We start from the raw sequence: 21,994 nt of genomic DNA on the forward strand, positions 1-21,994 counted from the left end.
AACAGCTGTGCTCGTACGGGGCGTTCAGGTCTTGGCGGGCGGCGGCCCCGCGCTCTCCCGCACCACCAGTTCCGGTACGGAGACGGGGTGCGGAGCGATCTGCGCGGACTCCTCCACCACCCCGTGCAGCAGGGCGAACGCGGCCCGGCCGAGGCCCGTGAAGTCCAGGCGCACGGTCGTCAGGGACGGGGTCAGATAGGCGGAGTGCGGGGCGTCGTCGAACCCGGCGACGCTCACCTCGCCGGGCACGGACCGCCCCGCCTCGTGCAGCGCGCGCAGCACACCGAGGGCGAGGTCGTCGTTGCCGCAGAGGATCGCGGTCACGGACGGGTCCGCGGCCAGCTTCGACCCGGCCGCGTGGCCGCCCGCCGGGCCCCAACTCCCCTGCAGCGGACGGGGTTCGGGCGCTCCGGCCTCGCGCAGCGCCTGCCGCCAGCCGGTGGTACGGGCGGCGCTGGTCCGCCGTGTGCTGGACGGGATCGCGACGTAGTGCACGGTCTCGTGGCCGAGGGAGAGCAGATGGCGGGTCGCCTCGTAGGCGGCCTCGCGGTCGTCGGTCCACACCCAGGGGCGGTCGCCGTCGGGCGTGGTCGCGGGGGTCTCGACGACGCCGACCACCGGTAGTTCGGCGGGGACCGCCCCGAGGGCCGCCACCCCGGCCGGATCGTAGGCGATCACGATCAGCCCGCCGCCCGCGTCCGCCGCCCGCTGCACCTCGGCGGCGACGGCGGCCTCGTCCGCCGATTCGAGGACACCGATCCCGACCGCGTACGACGCCGCGCGCGCCGCCTCCTCGACACCCTGGAGGATCGAGGCGTAGCCGTAGTGCGTGGTGTTGGCGGTCAGCACGGTCACGGCCCGGCTACGGCCGCTGGCCAGCGCGAGCGCGGTGGCGTTCCGCCGGAACCCCAGCTCGTCGATGGCCGCCAGCACCCGCTCCCGCGTCGTGTGCTTGACGCTGGGGTGGCCGTTGATCACCCGGGAGACGGTCTGGTACGAGACCCCGGCGGCGGTCGCGACGTCCCGGATGCTCGCCGGGCGCCTTGTGTGACCGGTCACATTCATGCCAGGATTGTGACCGGTCACACAGAGGGCGTCAAGAGAACGTAACGAGGGATTCACGCGGGCGCCTCCGGCGGTGGAGCGCGCACGGACGGGACGGCTCAGGAGGGGAAGCGACCTTGGACTCGGGCGCAAGCGACTTCGGCGGACGTGACCTGACGGACAGCGGCACTGGCCCCAACTCCGCGAAGGCGGCGTTCACTTGGGGGCATCCGGCGATCGAGACCGCGTTCGCGACGGCCGCCGACGGAACGCTGCGGCTGGTCCGGCTGGGCCCCTCCGGTGATACGGCCGACCCTGAAGCAGCCCTTCCCCTCGTCGAGTTGACCGCGTTCGGGCAGGGCAGCGGGTGGTCGGGGCCCCGCTTCACCGGTACGGCCTTCGGGGCGCGGCTCGCGTACCGGGGTCACCGCTGTGACAGTGGCGCCGACTGGGAACGGCTGACCGTCGAACTCCACGACACGGCAAGCGGGTTGACTGCCCTCGTCGAGCTGTCCTCCCCCACCGGGGTGGCCGTCCTGCGTTCCCGGGTGCGGCTCCGCAACGAAGGCACGGACCCCCTCGTCGTCCAGTCCGTCAGCAGCCTCCTCCTCGGCGGACTCCCCTCCCCGGGCGCCCTCGACGTGCATCGGGCGCGCAACGACTGGCTCGCGGAATGCCGTTGGTATGCCGAGCCGCTGCGCGACACCGTCGCCGACATCAGCGTGGACGTCCATCAGCACGACAGCCGGGCCGCGCTCGCCCTCACCGGGCGGGGCAGTTGGCCGAGCGACGGGCATCTGGCGATGGGGGCGCTCACGGAACGGGGTGGGAGCGGGGGCCGCGCGTGGGTCTGGCAGGTGGAGTCGCCGGCCGGATGGCGCTGGGACCTGGGGGAACGCGCGCACGGCACCTACCTGGCGGTGAACGGCCCGACCGACGCCGAGCACCAGTGGCGGGTACGGCTGGCGCCGGGCGAGGAGTTCACGACTGTGCCGGCCGCGCTGGCTCTCGGGGCCGGGCACGGTTCTGGAGGCGGCTCGGGGCTCGACGAGGCGCTGGGGGCTCTGACCGTGTACCGCCGGGCCGTCCGCCGCCCGCACCCCGACCATGTCACGCTCCCCGTCGTCTTCAACGACTACATGAACACGCTGATGGGCGACCCCACGACCGAGAAGCTGCTGCCGCTGATCGACGCGGCGGCGGACGCGGGCGCGGAGTACTTCTGTGTCGACTCCGGCTGGTACGACGACTCGGTGGACGGCGGCTGGTGGGACGGCGTCGGCGCCTGGCTGCCGTCGCCGCGCCGCTTCCCCGGCGAAGGAGCCGGCGGCGGCATCCGGGCCGTACTGGACCGGATCCGGGAACGTGGCATGGTGCCCGGGCTGTGGCTGGAGCCGGAGGTCGTCGGTGTCCGCAGCCCGGTCGCGGCCGAGCTCCCGCCGGAGGCCTTCTTCCAGCGCGACGGTGTACGTCTGAGCGAACAGGGCCGCCACCAGCTCGACCTGCGCCACCCGGCCGCCCGCGCCCACCTCGACAAGACGGTGGACCGCCTCGTCGGCGACTGGGGCGTGGGCTATCTGAAGCTCGACTACAACATCGTGATCGACCCCGGCACCAGCGGCCCCGGCGACCTCTCCCCCGGCGCCGGCCTCCTCGGCCACGCCCACGCCTACCTGGACTGGCTCTCCGGCGTCCTGGACCGCTACCCGCGGCTGGTGATCGAGAACTGCGCCTCCGGCGGTATGCGCATGGACGGCGCCACCCTGGCCGTCGCCCAGCTCCAGTCCACCAGCGACCAACAGGACCCCCTCCGCTACCCGCCGATCGCCGCCGCCGCGCCCACGGCGGTACCGCCGGAGCAGGGCGCCGTCTGGGCCTACCCCCAGCCGGACCACGACGACGGCCTGATCACCTTCATCCTCGGCGGGGCGCTCCTGGGCCGCATGCACCTCTCCGGCCACCTCGACCGCATGACGGAGGGTCAACTCCGTCTCGTGCGGGACGCGGTGGACACGTACAAGTCGATCCGCGGCGATCTGGCGTGTGCGGTGCCGTTCTGGCCGCTCGGTATGCCGGGGTGGACGGACGAGTGGCCGGCGCTGGGGCTGCGGGTGCCGGGCGGACCGTCGTACCTCTCGGTGTGGCGGCGCGGTGGTGACTCCGAAGTGCGGCTGCCTGTAGCGCACTTGGCGGACCATGGCGGCCCCGTCCGAGCGGAGATCCTGCATCCGTCCGCAGCGCGGGCGGAGTCGGCGGCGGTCTGGGACCCGGACACCGGCGAACTGCGGGTGTCGCTGCCGCGCACCCCCGGCGTGCTGCTGATCCGGCTGACGCCTCAGGCCGGGGCGTAGCGGGACCCGAGCCGGTGCCGCATGGGGGCACGGCACCGGCTCTCTGGCCTCTGTACGGCTCAACCCCCGTCGAACGTCAGCTGCTGCTGACGGTCAGGTTGTTGGTGGCGAAGTCCAGGCCGCCGGACGACGAGGTGACCTCGAAGCCGAACTGCACGTCACCGATGGTCTCGTTGCCCATCCAGCCCTTGGTGTCCTTGATCCACTTCAGGATGGGGAGGATCTGGACGCTGCCGGAGCTGGAGTCGGAGGTCCGCAGGAACGAGAAGACCTCGTTCGCGCCGTTGTTGCCCTTGTAGACGGTCCAGGTGTGGCCGCCGAGCGTCACCGTGCCCTGCGAGGTGCCGAGCGGGCCGACGGCTCCGTTGTAGTTGACCCAGAGCATGATCTCGTAGTCGTAGTCCGTGTCCCAGATGTCGTACGACGTGTTGTACGCGCCGGACGACGGGACCGTGACGTTGTAGTTGCTGTTGAGCGAGCCGAGCGAGGTGATCGTCTTGTTGATCACCTTCTTGGAGTTGGGGTACGACTTGATGCCGCCGGTGTTGGGGTGGTTGGCCCACACCCCCCAGTTGGTGCCGGAGTTGGCCCAGATGCACTGGCTGCCGGCGCCGGAGCCCCAGATGTTGTTGTAGAGCGTGTAGCCGTTGAGGCTCGTGTTGCCCCACTGGTCGCAGGAGTTCCAGACGGCGGCCGAGGCGGGGGCGGAGGCGAGGCCGATGGTGGCGCCGAGCGCGAGGGCGGGGGGCAGCAGGGCCTTGCCGATACGGCCCAGGGTACGGGTGCGGGTGCGTGTTGCCATGGGGTGTCGTGTTCCTTCCATGGGTGGGGGGAATTGCGGGGGTTACCGCGCCTCCACAGTGAGGACGCGGTCTTCTCCGGCGACGAGGTCGAGCGGCTCGGCGCCGGAGAAAGTCCGGAGTTCGACGCGGCGGTTCCGGGTGGGGCGGATCACCGCGGTCACGTCTTGCGGGCTCCAGGTGAGGTCGAGTTCGGCCCCGAACCTCGTGCGGACGCCTCGCAGCCGGCCCGTCGGACAGGCCGCCGGGAGCGCGGGCAGCAGCACCAGGCGGTCCGGTGTCGACTGCACGAGCATCTCGATCAGCACGGCGGGCAGGGTGTGCGCGGCGTCCGCGTTGTAGACGTCGCGCTTCGGGTAGTGCGCGCTCATCAGGGAGGCGTGGAAGAAGTCCCCGTCGAGGACCTGGCCGAGGGCGTGCGCGACCCGTTCGCCGTCGCGCAGCCGGGCCGCGACGAGGGCGTGGTGCAGATGGCCGTGGGCCGAGTCGTTCTCCGCGCCGCGCAGTTCGAGGGCGCGGTGAGCGGCGGCCGCGAGGTCCGGGGTGTCGTACGGGTTGATCTCCTCCAGGGGCCAGACGCCGTAGAGATGGCTCAGATGGCGGTGGTCGTAGGTGTCGTCGAGGCCCGGCCAGGCCCACTCGGCGAGGGCGCCGTCGGCGTTGATGCGATGGGGCGGGAGCCGGTCGGCGAGCGCCCGCCAGCGGTCCGCCCGCTCGGTCTGGTCCGCGTGGTACTCGGCGGCCGTGAGCAGGGCGTGCCGGGCGGCCGACAGGTCCATGGCCGCGTTGATCGCGCCCCAGCTCGCGTTCGCGGGACGGTTCTCGGGCGAGTAGGAGGGGACCACGACGATGTTTCCGTCGGCGTCCGTGCGGGTGAGGAAGTCCTCGTAGAACAGGGCGACTTCGGCGAGGGCGGAGGCCGTGCGCGGGTCGCGTTCGCCGCGGGTCTCGTCGTGGTCGACGAGCGGCTTCAGCAGCCAGTCGGCGCCCGCCGTCCACAGGTGCAGCGGGTACTCGCGGCTGAAGTGGTACGTCAGACCGGTCTCACCGTCGGAGTGCGGCGGGGCGACGACACCCCGGGCACCGAAGATCGCCCGTGCGTTGTCCCGCCAGTCGGCGAGCTGACCATGGATCAGGGAGGCGTGTGCCTCGGTGACTTCGGGAAGGGCGGCGGCCGCGGCGGAGGACGTCTGCAGATTGAGGTTGGCGTCGTTGGTGAACGCCCCCGACCAGGCCGTGTTCCAGTCGCCGGTCCACAGACCGACGAGCCGGGGCGGAAGCAGGCCGCTGGAGGAGAGGAGGTGGTAGCGGCCGGCGGCGAAGAGGCGTTCGAGGAGAGCGGGGCTGTGGGGGCGGCGGATCAGCTGGGAGCCGGGCAGGGAGCGCTCGGTGTCGTCGGCGTCGAGGGTGAGTGAGGCCCGGTCGTAGGCGGTCCGGTGGAGGTGGAGGTGACGCTCCAGGAGGTCGCCGTAGGGGTCGTGCTCCCGCAGCAGTTCCAGCAGCCCCTGCCGTTCTTCCATCGCGTCCAGCTCGCCGGTGTGCCGCCGTACCCGGGTGAGCAGCAGCACGGACTGGGCCCGTTCCACCTGTACGCCGGGCGGGGTGAGGGTCGTACGGCCGCCGGTGACGGCGACGAGCGTGGTGCCGGTGTACGCGCGGTCGCTGCCCGGGTAGCGGGCGCGCAGGCTCAGCGACGCGCCCTCGGGGATGAGGACCGCGCCGTGACCGACCCCCAGGCCGGTGGGCGCGCCCGGCAGCCGGTGGTCGAGGTCGATGTCCAGGGTGAGCCGGTGCCCCGTGACGCACTGGACGATCACGTCGTCCGCACGGGAGACGAAGACGCGGCTGCGCCAGCCGTCGCACTCCGCCTCGACGACACCGGTGGTGAAGTCGACCGAGCGGCGGTAGCCGCGCCTGCCCTCGTCCGCCCGCCTCAGCCGCACCTGGAAGGCGGGGTGGAAGGGCTGCACCCACTGCAACTCCCGTCCGTCCGTGAACCCTTCGGCGGCGGTCAGGTCCCCGGCGAGCAACCGGTCCTGGAGCGAGGCGAGTTCCTCGGCGAGGCGCGGCGGCCGCGCGGTCTCACCACCGTTGGGGCGTACGAGAGTGTGGTGGTTGACGATGACGCGGTCGTCGTTCGGATCGCCGAACACCATGGCGCCGTGTCGGCCGTTGCCGCTCAGGAAGGCGTCCTCCCAGCGGGTGGCGGGGGCCGGTTCCCAAGTGCCGTGCTGCCGCGCGTGCGTGGTCGTGTCGCTCGTGTGCGTGGTCATGATGTCAGCACCGCCACGCCGTACCGGCCGAGCGACAGCGATGCGGTGACGGTCGCGCCCGTCAGCAGGTCACGGTGGGTGCCCGGCACGTCGACGGTGACCTCGTCGCGGCGGTGGTTGAGCACGAACAGCACCTCGCCGCGCCGCACCGCCTCGACCCCGTCGGGCAGTCCGTCGAGCACCGGCCGCACCCCCGCGTCGGCGGCCACCCGCGCCAAGAAGCCGCGCAGCTCGGCCGGTTCGGGGAGCGTGGAGACGTACCAGGCGCGCCCCTTCCTCAACACCGCCGGAAGGCCGTCGAGTTCGCCGCCTTTGTAGGGGATGACCTCGTCCGCGTCCGCCGCCGCCTCGATCTCCTCGGACCACAAAGTCCCCTGGAAACCGTCGCATGCGGCGGTCTCGCCCGCGTCCAGCGGCCACCACTCGTGCAGGGTGCGGATGCCGAAGAGGTCACGGAGCCGTGCGTCCATGCCGCCGGGGCGCACGCGGTCGTCCTCGTCGGCGACGCCGGTCAGGAAGCCGCTGACGAGGGTGCCGCCGCCGCGGACATACGCGAGGAGGTTCTCGATGGCCGTGTCGGTGAGCAGGTAGAGCTGCGGTACGACGACGAGTCTGTACGCGGAGAGGTCGTGCTCCGGGTGGGCGAAGGCGGTGGTGAGCTGTGCCTCCCAGAGGGCGCGATGCCAGGAGCGTACGACCTGGGGCAGGTCGACCTCCGACGACAGCCGGCCGTCCTGGGCACCGGCCCACCAGGAGTTCCAGTCGAAGAGGACGGCCACGTCGGCGTCGATGTGACGGTCTGTCACTTTGTCGCTGATTGCTGCCAGTTCGGCGCCGAGCTGTTTGATCTCCTGGTAGGTGCGGCCTTGTTCGCCCGCGTGGCTGACCATGCCGGAGTGGAACTTCTCCGCGCCCTGCCGGGACTGCCGCCACTGGAAGTAGCAGACGGCGTCCGCTCCCCGGGCGACGGCCTGGAGGGACCACAGGCGGTTGAGGCCGCGCGGCTTGGGATGGTTGACGCCGCGCCAGTTGACGGGTCCGGCGGCCTGCTCCATGAGCATCCACGGACCGCCGCCGGCCTGGGAGCGGGTCATGTCCTGGACGAGGGCGCCGTTCTGGGCGCCGAGCGGGTCGCGCGGATCCGGGTAGATGTCGACCGAGACGACGTCCTCCTCCTCGGCCCAGCGCCACGCGTCCTGGCCCGCCCACATCGGCATGAAGTTGGTGGTGACCGGGATGTGCGGGGTGTGCCGGCGGACGATGTCGCGCTCGATGACGTAGCACTCCAGGAGCATGTCGCTCGTGAAGCGCTTGAAGTCCAGCACATGCGTGGGGTTCTTCATGTAGTGGGCGCGGCGCGGCGGGAGGATCTCGTGCCAGCCGTCGTAGCCCTGGCTCCAGAAGGCCGTGCCCCAGGCCTCGTTGAGCGCGTCGAGCGTGCCGTACTTCCGCCGGAGCCAGTCGCGGAAGGTGGCCGCCGCCTCGTCGCCCCAGTCGTAGGTGCAGTACTCGTTGTTGATGTGCCACATCGTGAGGGCCGGGTGACCGGCGTAGCGGGCGGCCAGATCCTCGGTGATGGCGGCGGCGTAACGGCGGTAGGTGTCACTGGAGTGCGAGAAGTGCTGGCGGGAGCCCCACCACTCGACCTGCCCGTTCTCGTCGCGCGGCAGGGTCTCGGGGTGGAGACGGCCCATCCACGGCGGTGGTGACGAGGTGGGGGTGGCGAGGACGACGCCGATGCCGTTGTCGTGCATCAGGTCCATCAGGCGGTCCAGCCAGCCGAACTCCCTTGCTCCGGGGCGGGGTTCGAGCTTCGCCCAGGAGAAGACGCCGAGGGTGACGGAGTTGACGCCCGCCTCCTTCATGAGGCGTACGTCCTCGTGCCACACCTCTTCCGGCCACTGCTCGGGGTTGTAGTCACCGCCGAACAGGACCCGGCCGCGCGTGGCGTCGTTCAGGCCGGGTCGGGGCCGGGTGGCGTCCCTCGGGTCCGCCTGCGTCGCTTTCGGCATCAGACCGGCTCCCCGTACTGGATGCCGCGCCCGTTCGTCGCCAGGTGGGCCAGAGCAGGGTGGAGGGCGGTGACTGCGGCGGCGGCTGCGGTTCCGGCGAGGAGGGAGCGGTGGCTCGCCTGGGGCGTGTGCATGACATACCTCTTCTGGGAGACGGGCGGGGTTGGGTCGCCCAAGAGCTCGATCAGTGTGGTTCGTCGGCGGATGCGGGTGAGTGGGGGTTGCTCGCGCCCACGCGGCGGAGCCGCATATCGGCACAGCCCCGCGCCCCTTGAGGGCGCCGGGCGCGCCCCATGCCGCTCAGGGGCGCGGGGAACTGCGCGAGCAACCACACACAACCCGCACCCGCCGACCAACCCGGACCCCCGAGCTCATAGGCGCCCCGGTCAGCCCTTGATCGCGCCGGTGAGCATGCCCTTCTTGAAGTGCTTCTGGACGAAGGGGGAGAGGACGGCGACGGGGAGCAGGGCCATGACCATGACCGCCATCTGGATGGCCAGCCCCGACAGCTGACCGGTCCTGATGGCCTGGCTCAGACCGACCGGGGCTTCCTGCTTCTGCACGAGCTGGATCATGACGTTCTGCAACGGCATCATGTCCTGCTCGTTGAGGTAGAGCGACGCGTTGAACCAGGCACTCCAGTACCCGACGGCGTAGAACAGCGTGATCACCGCGAGAACCGCCCGCGACAGCGGCATGACGATCTGCCAGAGGATCCGGAAGTCCCCGGCGCCGTCGATGCGCGCGCTGTCGATGAGTTCCTGCGAGATCCCCATGAAGAAGCCGCGCAGCACCAGGATGTTGAAGATGCTCACCGCGCTCGGCAGGATCAGCGCGAGATAGCTGTCCATCAGACCGAGGGACTGCACCAGCAGGTACGTGGGGATGAGACCGGCGCTGAAGAACATGGTCGCCAGCAGCGTCATCAGGATCCAGCTGTGGCCGAGGGATCCGGAGCGGGACAGGCCGTAGGCGCACAGGACGGACACCGCCATCGAGAACAGTGTGCCGACCAGGGTGATGACGATGCTGATGACCGCGGCGCGCGTGACCTGGCCGCCGCTGAGCAGTTCCTCGTAGGCGATGAAGGTGATGCCCTTCGGCACCATCACCAGGCCGCCCGCCTCGTCGATGGTCTTCCGCGACGAGAGACTGGTGACGATCACGATCCACAACGGGAAGAGGACCGCCAGGCAGGCGAACGACAGGGCGATGCCCTTGCCCGCCAGGCCGGCCTTCGAGGGCTCCTCCTCCCAGGACGGTCGGGGCGGTGCCTGCCACCAACGGGGCTTCCTCTGCTGCCGGGCCGGATCGGTGTCCTGGCGCGGCTCCCACATCACGGCTGTCACTTCTTGTACACCCCCTGCTCGCCCATGAGATGGGCCACCTTGTTCGCGGCGAGAACCAGGCCGATGCTGACCACGCCCTTGACCAGACCGGCGGCGGCCGCATAGCCGAAGTCCTGGTTGCGCACGCCGTTCCACCACACGAAGGTGTCGAGGACCTCGCCCGCGCCCGGTCCGACGCCGTCGCGTTGCAGCAGGATCTGTTCGAACCCGACGGTCAGGGCGTCACCGACGCGCAGCACGAGGAGAAGGGCGATCACCGGACGCAGGGCGGGAAGCGTGACGTGCCACATGCGGCGCCAGCGTCCGGCGCCGTCCATCGCGGCGGCCTCGTAATGGTCCGTGGGCACCGAGGCCAGCGCGGCGAGGAAGACGATGATCCCCCACCCGGCGTCCTTCCACACGCTCTGCGCGGTGATCAGGAAGGCGAAGGTGTCCGGGTTGGTCATGATGTCGAGGCCGTCGTACCCGTTCTCCCTGAGCAGCTGGGAGAGCATCCCCGCGCCGCCGAACATCTGCTGGAAGACGGCGATGACCAGCACCCAGGAGAAGAAGTGCGGCAGGTAGAGCACGGCCTGCGCGACGGCCCGCACCCGGGGCCGGACCACGCTGTTGATGAGCAGCGCGAGCAGGATCGGGATCGGGAAGAACAGCACGAGCTGGATGAAGAACAGCACCAGCGTGTTCTCGACGGCGTTCCAGAAGGCCGAGTCCTCGAAGATCCGCTGGAAGTTCTCCAGGCCCACGAAGGGGCTGTTCAGCATGGACACGATGCCGTTGTCGCTGATGTACGGGTCGTAGTCCTGGAAGGCGACGACGTTGCCGAGGATCGGCAGGTAGTTGAAGACCATGACCAGGACGACGGCCGGCAGCGTCATCAGGAGCAGGACGCGGTCGCGTCGGAACCTGAGCCGCAGGCTCAGCTTCTCCGGGGGGCGTTTCTCCGGGGAGCCGGTGGTGCCGCCGGATGTCACCGGGGTCTCCTCCGGCGTGCTGGCCTCGGCGCTGCTCCGAGGCACCGTGCTGTGGGACACGGCTGTTCTCCTTGCCTCAGAGCCTGGTCAGCTCGCCGCCGAGCCGTTCTCGTCGAGAAGCTTCTTGTACCAGTCGCGCAGCTTGTCGCCGCCCTTGCTCTTCCAGTCGGCGACGGCCTGCTGCATGTCGCTGATCTTCTTGTGCCCGCGGATGATGTCGTCCTCGAGCTGCTCGAAGTCGTTGGAGAGGTTGGTGTAACGGGAGGGCTCGGTGATCTGCAGGCCCCAGAAGGACGACTTCTTGGTGAAGCCCCCCATCCGCTGCTCCCACTCGACCATGGCCTTGGTGTAGTCCGGCAGGTCGGGGTGCGCGGTGGTCGCGGCGGGGCTCGCCACCATGACGTAGGCGTTCATGACCTCGTTGTTGCCCTGGTCGTTCTTGACGGGGACGCCGTCCTTGATGGTGTAGTGCGTGCCCTCGACGCCGTAGTTGGTCATCATCCACTCCTTGGTGCCGTACGGCGCCGCGGTGACGTTGGCGACCGCCAGGACGTCGCGGATGACGGACTCGGAGGCCTTCTTGCTGACGAAGGCGAAGATGCCGGCCGGGTTCGCGGCGTACAGCGTCGGGTCACCGCCGTCGTGGCCCCAGATGTCCATGCCCCAGACCTTGAAGTCGGGGTTCTGGGTGGCCTGGGAGGCCTGCTGGCCGTACCAATGGACGATGTTGTTGTCCCAGATCAGGAACTCGCCGGCGGCGAACTTGGGTGCCGGGTCGGCGATCTGGCTCTTGCCCAGCTTGAAATTGGGGTGGACGACTCCGGCGGCGAACAGCTTGCGCGTCCACTCGATGGCTTCCAGGTACTCCGGCGTCTCGATGCGGTTGATCAGCTTGCCGTCGACCAGGTTCCACCAGAGCGGCTTCTCCCCGCCGCCGAGCACGCCGAACGTGTTGAACGCGGTCCACTTCATGTCACCGCAGGCCCACCGCTTGGCCCTGGGGTTGGTGATCTCCTTGCACAGGGCCATGAACTCCTCGGCGGACCGCGGGACTTCGTAGCCCTCCTTGTCGAAGATGTCCTGGCGGTACAGGGGCACGATGGTCTGGAGGGAGGGGGCGGGCTGGGGCAGGCCCATCAGCTTGCCGCCGAAGATGGAGCGCTGCCAGGCGTCGCTGGGGATCGCCGCGAGGTTCGGGTACTCCTTGACCTTGTCGCCGGACAGGTACGGGCCGAGGTCGGCGAACTTGCTGATGATGGCGCTGGGTATCTTGCCCATCATGTTCCAGCCGGGGATGACGACCACGTCCGGGACGTCGCTGGAGGCGAGGACCGCGCCGAGCTTCTGGTCGTAGGTGTTGCCGTCCTGGTTGCGCCACTGGACGTCGACGCCGATCAGGTCGTTCATGGACCTGTAGTAGGGGTTGTCGCCCTTCGGCGGCGAGCCCCAGAACGGCGACATGATGGTGACCTTGCCGCCCTTGCCGAGCTTCTTCGCGACCGAGGTCTTGAGGGCGCCGCCGTCGAGCTTGGCGGTGAAGCCCATCGACGAACCGTTCTTGGACGGGATGTCCGGCTTCACCACGTTGCTGGCCACGTACGCCGGAAGGATCTTCTTGGCGTCCTTGCCCGACGTGGTGCCCTCACGCGAGCCGCTGTCCGAGCCGCCACAGGCGGACAGCAGCGGCACGCCCCCGGTCACCGCGGCGGCGGCGACCGCCGTGGAGGCGAGGAAGCTTCTCCGGCTGGGCCCGGAGGAGGTGGCGGAGTTCGGCGTCATTGCGTCAACCCTTCATGGCGCACACCAGGACACCCGGCGGGGGAGCCGTCGGCTGCGGTGTCTCGAGTGGATCTGGCTGTGCTGAAGCGGTGGCCATCGGAGGGTGGTGAGCACGCGATGCGCCCCCTCCGTCGTCGAAGCGCTTCGATGTTGCTGCGAGGTTAAGTGAACCTGTGGGGGTGCACAAGAGTCGTTTCCACAATTCCCCGGGCATACAAAGGACCTGAGTGATCAGCACCGACGGCGGACATGACAGTGAGGAAACGAATCCGTTGCGCCTTGGTCTCTTGACACCCACCCCACCGTCGAATGAGCATCGAAGCGCTTCGAAAGCGCCTCGCCGCTCCACCGCAAAGGGATCCCACGTGACCGCACAGACGCCGCCCACGCCGCCTTTCCGCGATCCGCAGCTGCCGCTCGCGAAGCGCATCGACGATCTGCTCCAGCGGCTCACCCTGGACGAGAGGATCGCGTTCCTGCACCAGTTCGCACCCGCCGTCGACCGTCTCGGGGTGGCCGCCTTCCGCACCGGCCAGGAGGCCCTGCACGGGGTGGCCTGGATGGGCCCCGCGACAGTGTTCCCGCAGGCCATCGGCCTCGGCGCGACCTGGAACGAGGACCTCGTACGCCGCGTCGGCGAGGCCGTGTCCATGGAGACCCGCGCCATGCGCGCCCGCGACGACCGCGTCGGGCTCAACGTCTGGTCCCCCACGGTCAACCTGCTGCGCCACCCCCTGTGGGGCCGCAACGAGGAGGGCTACTCCGAGGACCCCAGGCTGACCTCGGCGATCGCGACCGCGTACACCCGCGGCCTGCGCGGCGATCACCCGACGTACTGGCGGACGGCCCCCGTGCTCAAGCACTGGCTGGCCCACAACAACGAGACCGACCGCTCCGTCACGTCCTCCTCGGTCCGCCCCCGCGTCCTGCACGAGTACGACCTGCGGGCCTTCCGCGAGACGGTCGAGGCGGGCGCGGTGGCCGGCGTGATGCCCGCGTACAACCTGGTCAACGGCCGCCCCAACCATGTCTCGCCCTATCTGAGCGAGCATCTGCGTGCCTGGACGGACGAGCATCTGCTCGTCTGCTCGGACGCGGGCGCGCCGTCGAACCTCGTCGACTCCGAGCACTACTACGACACCCACGAGGAGGCGACCGCCGCCTCGCTGCGGGCCGGCGTCGACAGCTTCACCGACCATGGCACGGAGAGTTCGACGATGATCGGACGCATCCGGGGCGCCCTGGACCAGGGTCTGCTGGACTCGGACGACATCGACGAGGCGGTCCGCCGGCAGCTCTCGGTCCGTTTCCGCCTCGGCGAGTTCGACCCCGAGACCGACCCGTACGCCGACGTCAAGGACTTCGACACCCCGGCCCACCGCGCCCTCGCCCAGGAGGCCGCCGAGCAGGCGGTCGTCCTGCTGAAGAACGAGGGCGGCCTGCTGCCGCTCGCAGCCGACGCCCGCATCGCCGTCGTCGGTCTGCTCGCCGACGAGTGCAAGCTCGACTGGTACAGCGGCACCCTCATCCACCGCTCGACCCCGCTCGAAGGCCTGTACGACCGCTTCGGCGCCGAGCGTGTGACGTTCGCGGAGGGCGTGGACCGCGTCCGCCTCAAGGCGCTGTCCACCGGCGCGTATGTGTCCGTGCCCGAGGCGGCCGACGCCACCGACGAGGTGCGCGGCGCGGAGGGCGCCCTCGACCCGGCGCTCCTCGCCGGCCGCACGGACCTGCCACCGCTCACCACGGACGCCGACGGCACCGAGCTGGCCCTCATCGACTGGGGCGAGGGCGTGCTCACCTTCCGCGCGCCGGACGGCCGTTACCTCTCGGTCGCCGACGACGGCCGTCTGCGCGCCTCGGCCGACCGGCCCGGCGGCTGGGTCGTCCAGGAGACCTTCCGCCTGGAGCCCTCCGAATCCCATGGGAACGGTCACCTCCTCAAGCACACAGGGACAGGCCGGTACGTCACTGTCGGCGCCGACGGCGTAAAGGTTGCCGACGAGAACGACGCGCATCCGGAGATCTTCGAGCTCATGGTGACCGAGTCCGGTGAGGAGGCCGTGACCAGGGCGGCCGCCGCGGCCGACGTGGTCGTCGTGGTGGCGGGCAACGACCCGCACATCAACGGCCGCGAGACCGAGGACCGCCCGACCCTCGCCCTCCCCGCCCACCAGGAGCGCCTGCTGCGCGCGGCCCGCGCCGCCAACCCGAACACCGCGCTGGTCCTGGTCTCGGCCTACCCGTACGCGGTCGACCCCGCCGAGCTGCCCGCCGTCGTGTGGACCGCGCACGGCGGCCAGGCCGCGGGCACCGCCCTCGCCCGGGTCCTCGCCGGTGACGTCTCCCCCGCGGGCCGCCTCCCGCAGACCTGGTACGCCGCCGACGCGGACCTCCCCGACCTCCTCGACTACGACGTGATCGGCGCCCGCCAGACGTACCTCTACTTCGAGGGCACCCCGCTGTTCCCGTTCGGCCACGGCCTGTCGTACGCGGAGTTCGCGTACGGAAACCTCCGCACCCATGTGGGTGAGGGCGAGCTGACGGTCGCCTTCACCGTCACCAACACGGGCGCGGTGACCGCCGACGAGGTCGCCCAGCTCTACGTCCGCGCCGAGAACCCCTCGGTCCCCCGCCCGCGCCGCGAGCTGCTCGGCCACCGCCGCGTCACCCTCGCCCCCGGCGCCTCGACGGAGCTGACCTTCCGACTCCCACTCTCCGTCCTTCAGTTCTGGGACGTGGCGCACGGCACCTGGCATCTGGAGCCGGGCGCGTACGAACTGCTGGCCGGCGCGTCGAGCGAGGACATCCGCCTCCGCAGGACCGTCGCCGTCGAGGGCGAGCCGGTCGCCCCGCGCCCGGTCGTCACCCACGGCCTGAACGCGGCGGACTTCAACGAGCAGCGCGGCACGGAGATCGTCGACCGTACGAAGGTGTCGGGCGACGCGGTGACGCCCGTGGGCGGTGAATCGGGTGAACTCCTCTTCCACGACTGCGACTTCGGCGCGGGTGTCACCGAGATGACGGTGGAGGCGGCGGGCGGGGGGAGCGTCGAGTTCTCCCTCATCGGGGGTCCGGTGCTGGCGACGCTGACGCTCGACACCCCCACCACGGACCCGTACACGTACACGACCCTGCGCGCCGCCGTCTCGGCCGCCGGCGTGCACGACGTCCACCTCAAGCTGCGCGGCCCGCTGCGGCTGGCGCACGTCGGCTTCTCCGGCTGAGGGTCCGGAAGCAGGCCGACACACAGAAGGGGCCCGGCACCGGAAGGCATCGGTGCCGGGCCCCTTCATCCCGGGATCTGACCCCAGAGTACATGAAAATGATTGTCAGAAGCTAGGGGTCGTCGGGAACCGGGCCCAGATGTCCGAGATGTGTACGTTCAGAGCTGGAGCCCCGTCAGGACCATCACCCGCTCGTACGTGTAGTCGTCCATGGCGAAGCGCACGCCCTCCCGACCGACGCCGGACTGCTTCACTCCGCCGTACGGCATCTGGTCGGCGCGGTAGGACGGCACGTCGCCGACGACCACGCCGCCGACCTCCAGCGCGCGGTGGGCGCGGAAGGCGGTCTGCAGATCGTGCGTGAAGACGCCCGCCTGGAGGCCGTACTTGGAGTCGTTGACGGCGGCGAAGGCCTCGGCCTCCCCCGCCACCTTCGTCACGGTGAGGACGGGCCCGAAGACCTCCTCGCAGGAGAGCGTCACGTCGGCGGGTACGTCGGCGAGGACGGTCGGCGCGTATGTGGCGCCGTCCCGCTTGCCGCCGGTGAGGAGAGCGGCCCCGGCGTCGACCGCTTCCCGGACCCACGCCTCGACGCGCTTGGCGGCGTCCTCGCTCACCAGCGGCCCCACGTCGGTGGCGCCGTCGGAGGGGTCACCGGTGACCTGTGCCTCGACCGCGGCGACGATGCGCGGCAGCAGCCGCTCGTACACGGAGGCGTCCGCGATCACCCGCTGTACGGAGATGCAGGACTGGCCGCCCTGGTAGTTCGAGAAGGTCGCGATCCGGGTCGCGGCCCAGTCGAGGTCCTCGTCGCTCGCCCAGTCGGCCAGCACGACCGCCGCGCCGTTGCCGCCCAGCTCCAGCGTGCAGTGCTTGCGCGGCGCCGAGTCCATGATCGCGTAGCCGACCTTCTCGGACCCGGTGAAGGAGATCACGGGCAGCCGCTCGTCCTGGACGAGGGCGGGCATGCGGTCGTTGGCGACGGGGAGGATGCTCCAGGCGCCGGTGGGGAGTTCGGTCGCCGCCTCCGAGAGCAGGTCGCCGATGATCAGACCGGAGAGCGGGGTGGCCGGGGCGGGCTTCAGGATGATCGGCACACCGGCCGCGATCGCCGGGGCGATCTTGTGGGCGCAGAGGTTGAGCGGGAAGTTGAAGGGCGCGATTCCGAGGACGACGCCCTTGGGGAAGCGGCGAGTGAAGGCGAGCCGTCCCTGTCCGCCGAGGTCGGTGTCGAGTCGCTGCGCCTCGCCGCCGTTGAACCGGCGGGCCTCTTCCGCCGCGAACCGGAACACGGAGACGGCCCGGCCGACCTCGCCCCGCGCCCATTTGATCGGCTTGCCGTTCTCGGCGGAGATCAGCTGCGCGATCTCCTCGGTCCGCTCGACGAGACGCCGGCTGACGTGGTCCAGGGCGGCGGCCCGCACATGCGCCGGCGTCGCCGCGAACTCGTCCCGTACGGCGTAGGCGGCGGCCACGGCCTCTTCGACCTGCTCGTCCGTCGGCACGCTCACCCTGCCGACCAGGCGGCCGTCCCAGGGCGACGTGACATCGAACGTGGTCTCACCGGTGGCCTGGCGGCCGGCGAGCCAGAAGGCGTGCGTGGCGGTCATATCGATCCCGGCCCTTCGGTGGGTGACACATCGGCTTTCGGCTCCACGGTAGGGCCGGGGCGGCGGGGGGTCGTTTGTCCGGTGCGTATGAGTCGGGGTGGGGGGTGTGCCGGATTGGCGTGGTGAGCCGGGGGTGCGGCGGCGAGTGCGGGTGCGTTGTGGTTGCTCGCGCAGTTCCCCGCGCCCCTGAAAAGCAGGGGCTGCGCCCCGTGCTTTTCGGCCCGCAGGGGCCGTGTCTTTAAGGGGCGCGGGGAACTGCGCGAGCAACCCCCACTCACCCGCACACGAACAACGAACCCAAGGCGCCCCTCGGAGTCGAAGGCGCCGCTACTCCCCCGCCGCAGCCGTCGCCTTCAGCGCCAGCCACAGCTCCATCCGTACATCCGGATCGTCCAGTGAACGCCCCAGGATCTCCTCCACCCGCCGCATCCGGTACCGCAACGTGTGCCGGTGGACGCCGAGGTCCGCCGCGGCCGCGTCCCACTGGCCGTGCCGCGACAGCCACGCCCGCAGCGAGGCGACCAGATCCCCCCGCCCGGTCGCGTCGTGTTCGCGCAGGGGGCGGAGGATGCTGTCGGCGAAGGCACGCACCGCGTCATCGGCGAGGAGCGGCAGCACGGACCCGGCGGCCAGCTCCTCGTGCTCGACGAGGCACCGCCCCCGCCGCCGCGCCACGGACAGCGCCTGCTCGGCCTGCTTGTACGCGGCACCCGCCGCGATGGGCCCGGCGGGCGCGGACAGCCCGACGACGAGTTCCTCCTCCTCGACGGCCATGGAGGCGGCGACGGCGGCGGACACGGAACCGCCCGCCCCCGGCTCCCGCCCGGCCGCCCTCGACGCCTCCAAGGCCGCCGCGAACTCCCCGCACGCGGCGACCGCCGCACCCCCGTCCACGGCGAGCACCACGAGCCGCTCCCCGTCCGGGACGACGAGCACAGCCTCCCCGGCCCGCGCGGCGGCGGCCTCCACGACCTCGACGAGCTGCCCGAGCAGGTCACCGTCCGGGTCGCCGGTGGCCGGCGCGGCAGCCGTCACCCGCCCCCCGCCTTCCGCACCGCCGACGCCGCGCCCGGCCCCGGGCCCGGACCGAGGGCGGGCGCCGGCCCCGATCCCAGTCGCAGCCCCGGAGGGATGCGCGGCTCCAGCCGCACTTTCGACCTCGCCCCCAGCGGCCGCCCCACCCGCAGCAGCCACCCCGGTCGCGGCGGCCACCCCGGTCGCAGCCGCCGCCCCGTCCACCCGCGCCCGCGCCGCCGAAGCCGAGGCCGCCTCCGCGAGGACCAGCCGGAACGGCGCGTCCAGCAGTGCTCCGTACAGATCGCCGGCGACGGCTCGCGCGTGGTCGCACTCCCCGGCCAGCAGCATGCGCAGCACCGCCGCGCCGATCCGCTGCTCGGCGGCGTGCAGCGAGCGCGACCGTTCCGTCGTGAGGGTGAGGAGGGCGATCGCGGAGTGGACGGCGTACCGCTCGGCGGTACCCGGGGCCCCGGCCGTGCCCACGGCGAGGGCGGCGCGGGCCCGGCGCCCGGTGCCGAGGGAGTGCAGCTCGACGCGGTCCTCGCCGCCGACGACCGCGCTGGCCGGCGCGGGCCGGTCCCGCAGCCGTTCGACGTCGGCGGTGAGCCGCCCGGCCCGCCGCTCCGCCCACTCGGGCGCCACCGCGACGACCGCACCGGAGGCGTCGTACAGGGCGGCCCACCCGTCGACCTGCGAGGCGAGCACGGCGAGCAGCCCCTCGGGGCCGTCGGTCAACGCCTGCTTGGTGAGTTCCCGTTGCGCGGCGAACCCCGCCGTCACCGCCCGGTACTGCTCGGCGGCGATGGCGGCCGACACCGCCTTGCTGATGGCGAGGAAGGGCGTGCGCCGGGGCACTTCCAGGAGGGGCAGCCCCTCCCCCCGCGCCGCGTCGACGAGCGCCGTGGGGATGTCCTCGTAGTGCACGCCGACGGCGAAGCCGAGCCCGACGACCCCGGCCCCCACCAGCCGCCGTACATAGCGCCGCATCGCCTCCGGATCCTCCGCGTCCAGCTTCAACGCGGTGATCAGCAGCAGCTCCCCGCCCTCCATGTACGGCACGGGGTCGGCGAGCTCACTGGCGTGCGCCCAGCGCACCGGCACGTCCAGGCGGTCCTCGCCCGCCCGCACGGTCAGCTTGAGCGCGGAGTGGTGGACGAGCGAGGCGAGCGTGGGGGGCATGGGGCCTTCAGTTCGGCGTCAGAACCATCGGGGCGGGGCGGTCTTTTGGCCGCCGCGTATGAACGACCTGCCCCGATTCTGCCTCACCGTACGGACACAGGTTCCACACAGCTCGCACCGAATGGCTCAATCCGAACCCATCCCGAGAACCGCCCCCTCAGCCCCGCAGGTCCACCAGCAACGGCGGCGCGTGCTCGCCCCGCACGTTCGTCAGCGACAGCACGGCGTGGCCGGGCGGCACGCCGTGGGCCAGTTCGGACGCCGACCAGCGTTCGCGTTCGACCTGGCGCACGGTCACGGCCCGGGCGGTGGGCGCATGGCCGGTGATCATCCGGCGCAGGGCGTGCCAGGCCTTGCCCGCCGGGGAGTCGGCGATGATCTGCCGGTCGGTGACGTCCCGCGCCTCGGTCCACTCCTTGCCCCAGACCTCGGCGAAGTCCTGCCCGTCCCACGGGGTGAGCCCGGACAGCGCCATCCGGCAGCCGATCGAACCGAGCAGAGGGCTGCGCAAGGGCCGGGGCACGTCGTCGAGGGTCCGCAGGGTGAGGACCGTACCGGCGTTGGCGGACCGCAGCCGCTGGATGCCGCGTACGGCCTCGGGCGTGACGACCCCCGTGGCGTCGTCCAGCACCAGGCAGGCGAACAGCGACCGGTCCTCCCGTACCGCCACGCTCGCGGTGAACTGGGCGAGCACCAGCCGCGCCAGGATGCGTGAGGCGTCGGCGTGGCCGCGTTCGGGGAGGTCGATGCGGACCCGTACGGGGTGGTCGAGGGCTCGGAGGGAGAAGGGCCGGGACTGGCCGGAGGTGTCGAAGAACTGGGCGAAGGCGGGCCGGTCGAGCAGGGCGACCCGGTCGGCCAGCACGCTCCCGACGTCCCCGGGGTGTCCGAGCTGGCGCTCCCGCGCGTCCAGCTCCCGCAGCAGCGACTCCTGCCCGGCGTCCTGGAGGGCCTTGCGCAGCTCGCCCAGGGGGCCGGGCGCGCCGTCCAGCAGCTGGCGCAGCTGCGGCACCGACGGGAACCGCCCGTGCACCGCCCGGAACGGCCCGAGCAGCTGGGCGAGCACGGTCGTGGAGCGCCGGCTGTCGCCGCCCGGGTGCGGGTCGGTGAGGTCGCCGACGAGCGCCTCCGCGAGGACGGCCGCGGCCTCGTCGGGGTCGGTGGTCCCCCCGTACAGGTCGAGGTCGTACACGGACTCCGGGTTCCCGATCCGTACGACGACGTCGTAGGCGTCGGCCGGACCCAGCCCGGCCCCCGCCGCTCCCACGACCACCACCGCGGCCCGCCCGGCCAGCGCGTGCAGGCACAGCGACTCGGCGACGGGCCACACCACGCCCCCGGTCTTCCCGGATCCGGCGGGCCCGACGGCCAGCAGGGACGTGCCGAGCAGTTCGGGGCCCACGGCGAGGCCCGTGCCCCGGTAGGCGTACGGGTTGCGCGGGTCGTCGACGGTGCCGCCCAGCCGCACCTGCCCGGTGACCATGTCGTGCCTGGCGAGCCGGCCCGGCAGGTCCCGGTCCCCGGAAGGATGCAGACAGGCGGCGGCCCCGTCCTTCATCACCGCACCGGTGAACGTCGCCAGACTGTGCCGCCCGCTCCGCACCCCCTGCCACGCCCGCATGATCCGCGCATGATCCACATCCCGCATGAGCCCGGCCCGCGCCTCGGCGACCAGCCGATCGGCGGCTTCTACGGCACCGGCCTCTCGCAGCTGCGGCCAGGCGGCCGGGTCCTCCTGGGGCGGCGGTACGACCTGCCGCTCCTCCTGCCGGCGGAAACGCGGGGCCCCGTACCGGCGCCAGACCTCGCCCCAGCGGCCGAGCCGTCCGACACCGATCATGATCGCCAGGGCGACGACCGTGTACCAGACATAACTGAGGACCACCGCGGAGTACGAGTGGGCCGGCGCCCAGGAGTCCGGGATCATCGCGTAGAGCGGCACCAGCCACCAGCCGCCGAGGTAGCCGTTCCAGAGCAGGGACCAGATCAGCCAGCCGACGAGGAAGGCGATCACGGCGCCACCCAGCAGCTGCCGGCCGGGGACGGTCTCGGGCTCCTCCTCCGGCCGCGGCCGATGCCCGAACCGCCACACACCGGGCGCCGCGTCGGGCCGTGGCGTCCGCAGCCAGGACAGGAAGGCGTTCCCGTCCGGCCTGGGCGGCGCTCCCGGGACTCCCGAGGGCATGGGGGGCACGGGAGGTGCCGCCGGCATCTCCGGCGACCCCGCCGGACGCGGCACGGGATTCGCATGCGTGCCTCGCGCGTCCCGCGTTCCGTCGCTGTTCATCGCGCCTGCCCCCTGACCAGCCGTTCCGTCCACCATCAGCGAGCCAATCTAACGCTCCCGCAAGGGGAGTTCACCGATTACGCGGCCGGGTGGAC

General features: G+C 71.6%; 13 protein-coding genes. 2 read left to right on the forward strand and 11 right to left on the reverse strand.

Annotated elements, in window-relative coordinates; genetic code table 11:
- Window positions 1–24: 24 nt before the first annotated feature.
- Window positions 25–1,065 carry a LacI family DNA-binding transcriptional regulator gene (locus JIX56_RS11905; protein WP_257540000.1) on the reverse strand — a complete coding sequence of 347 codons (1,041 nt, stop codon included), beginning with the start codon at window positions 1,063–1,065 and terminating at the stop codon, window positions 25–27.
- A gap of 152 nt (window positions 1,066–1,217) precedes the next feature.
- Here JIX56_RS11905 and JIX56_RS11910 point away from each other — a divergent pair, with 152 nt between their 5' ends.
- On the forward strand, window positions 1,218–3,395 hold the full coding sequence (locus JIX56_RS11910; protein WP_257550820.1) for an alpha-galactosidase: 2,178 nt from the start codon (window positions 1,218–1,220) through the stop codon (window positions 3,393–3,395).
- A 76-nt stretch (window positions 3,396–3,471) separates the two neighbouring features.
- On the opposite strand, the gene JIX56_RS11915 is transcribed toward JIX56_RS11910, so the two are convergent.
- The 7 genes from JIX56_RS11915 to JIX56_RS11945 all read right to left on the reverse strand — a co-directional run bounded on the left by JIX56_RS11915 (window position 3,472) and on the right by JIX56_RS11945 (window position 12,579).
- Complete coding sequence (locus JIX56_RS11915) at window positions 3,472–4,197, reverse strand: glycoside hydrolase family 12 protein (protein ID WP_257540002.1); 726 nt, start codon at window positions 4,195–4,197, stop codon at window positions 3,472–3,474.
- A 42-nt stretch (window positions 4,198–4,239) separates the two neighbouring features.
- A complete protein-coding gene (locus JIX56_RS11920; RefSeq protein ID WP_257540003.1) occupies window positions 4,240–6,468 on the reverse strand; it encodes a glycoside hydrolase family 95 protein in 2,229 nt (742 codons plus the stop codon).
- Entirely contained in the window at window positions 6,465–8,480 is a 2,016-nt protein-coding gene (locus JIX56_RS11925; protein WP_257540005.1) for a beta-galactosidase, read from the reverse strand. The genes JIX56_RS11920 and JIX56_RS11925 overlap by 4 nt, the downstream gene beginning before the upstream one ends.
- On the reverse strand, window positions 8,480–8,614 hold the full coding sequence (locus JIX56_RS11930; protein ID WP_257540007.1) for a hypothetical protein: 135 nt from the start codon (window positions 8,612–8,614) through the stop codon (window positions 8,480–8,482). The genes JIX56_RS11925 and JIX56_RS11930 overlap by 1 nt, the downstream gene beginning before the upstream one ends.
- Window positions 8,615–8,866: 252 nt before the next feature.
- Window positions 8,867–9,817, reverse strand: a complete 951-nt coding sequence (locus JIX56_RS11935) for a carbohydrate ABC transporter permease (protein ID WP_443031804.1) — start codon at window positions 9,815–9,817, stop codon at window positions 8,867–8,869.
- Between the two features lie 8 nt (window positions 9,818–9,825).
- Entirely contained in the window at window positions 9,826–10,860 is a 1,035-nt protein-coding gene (locus JIX56_RS11940; RefSeq protein ID WP_257540011.1) for an ABC transporter permease, read from the reverse strand.
- 27 nt (window positions 10,861–10,887) lie between these two features.
- Window positions 10,888–12,579 carry an extracellular solute-binding protein gene (locus JIX56_RS11945; RefSeq protein WP_257540013.1) on the reverse strand — a complete coding sequence of 564 codons (1,692 nt, stop codon included), beginning with the start codon at window positions 12,577–12,579 and terminating at the stop codon, window positions 10,888–10,890.
- Window positions 12,580–12,944: 365 nt separating this feature from the next.
- On the opposite strand from JIX56_RS11945, the gene JIX56_RS11950 reads away from it, so the two are divergent.
- A complete protein-coding gene (locus JIX56_RS11950; protein WP_257540015.1) occupies window positions 12,945–15,806 on the forward strand; it encodes a glycoside hydrolase family 3 C-terminal domain-containing protein in 2,862 nt (953 codons plus the stop codon).
- 158 nt (window positions 15,807–15,964) lie between these two features.
- Here JIX56_RS11950 and JIX56_RS11955 read toward each other — a convergent pair whose 3' ends face one another.
- The 3 genes from JIX56_RS11955 to JIX56_RS11965 form a co-directional block, all read right to left on the reverse strand.
- Window positions 15,965–17,416 carry an aldehyde dehydrogenase family protein gene (locus tag JIX56_RS11955; RefSeq protein WP_257540017.1) on the reverse strand — a complete coding sequence of 484 codons (1,452 nt, stop codon included), beginning with the start codon at window positions 17,414–17,416 and terminating at the stop codon, window positions 15,965–15,967.
- A gap of 327 nt (window positions 17,417–17,743) precedes the next feature.
- Window positions 17,744–19,612, reverse strand: coding sequence for a PucR family transcriptional regulator (locus JIX56_RS11960; protein ID WP_257540019.1), 1,869 nt, complete (start codon window positions 19,610–19,612; stop codon window positions 17,744–17,746).
- A gap of 157 nt (window positions 19,613–19,769) precedes the next feature.
- Entirely contained in the window at window positions 19,770–21,899 is a 2,130-nt protein-coding gene (locus JIX56_RS11965) for an ATP-binding protein (RefSeq protein WP_257540021.1), read from the reverse strand.
- Window positions 21,900–21,994: the final 95 nt, after the last annotated feature.

Source organism: Streptomyces sp. CA-210063 (genome assembly GCF_024612015.1).
GTDB lineage: Bacteria > Actinomycetota > Actinomycetes > Streptomycetales > Streptomycetaceae > Streptomyces.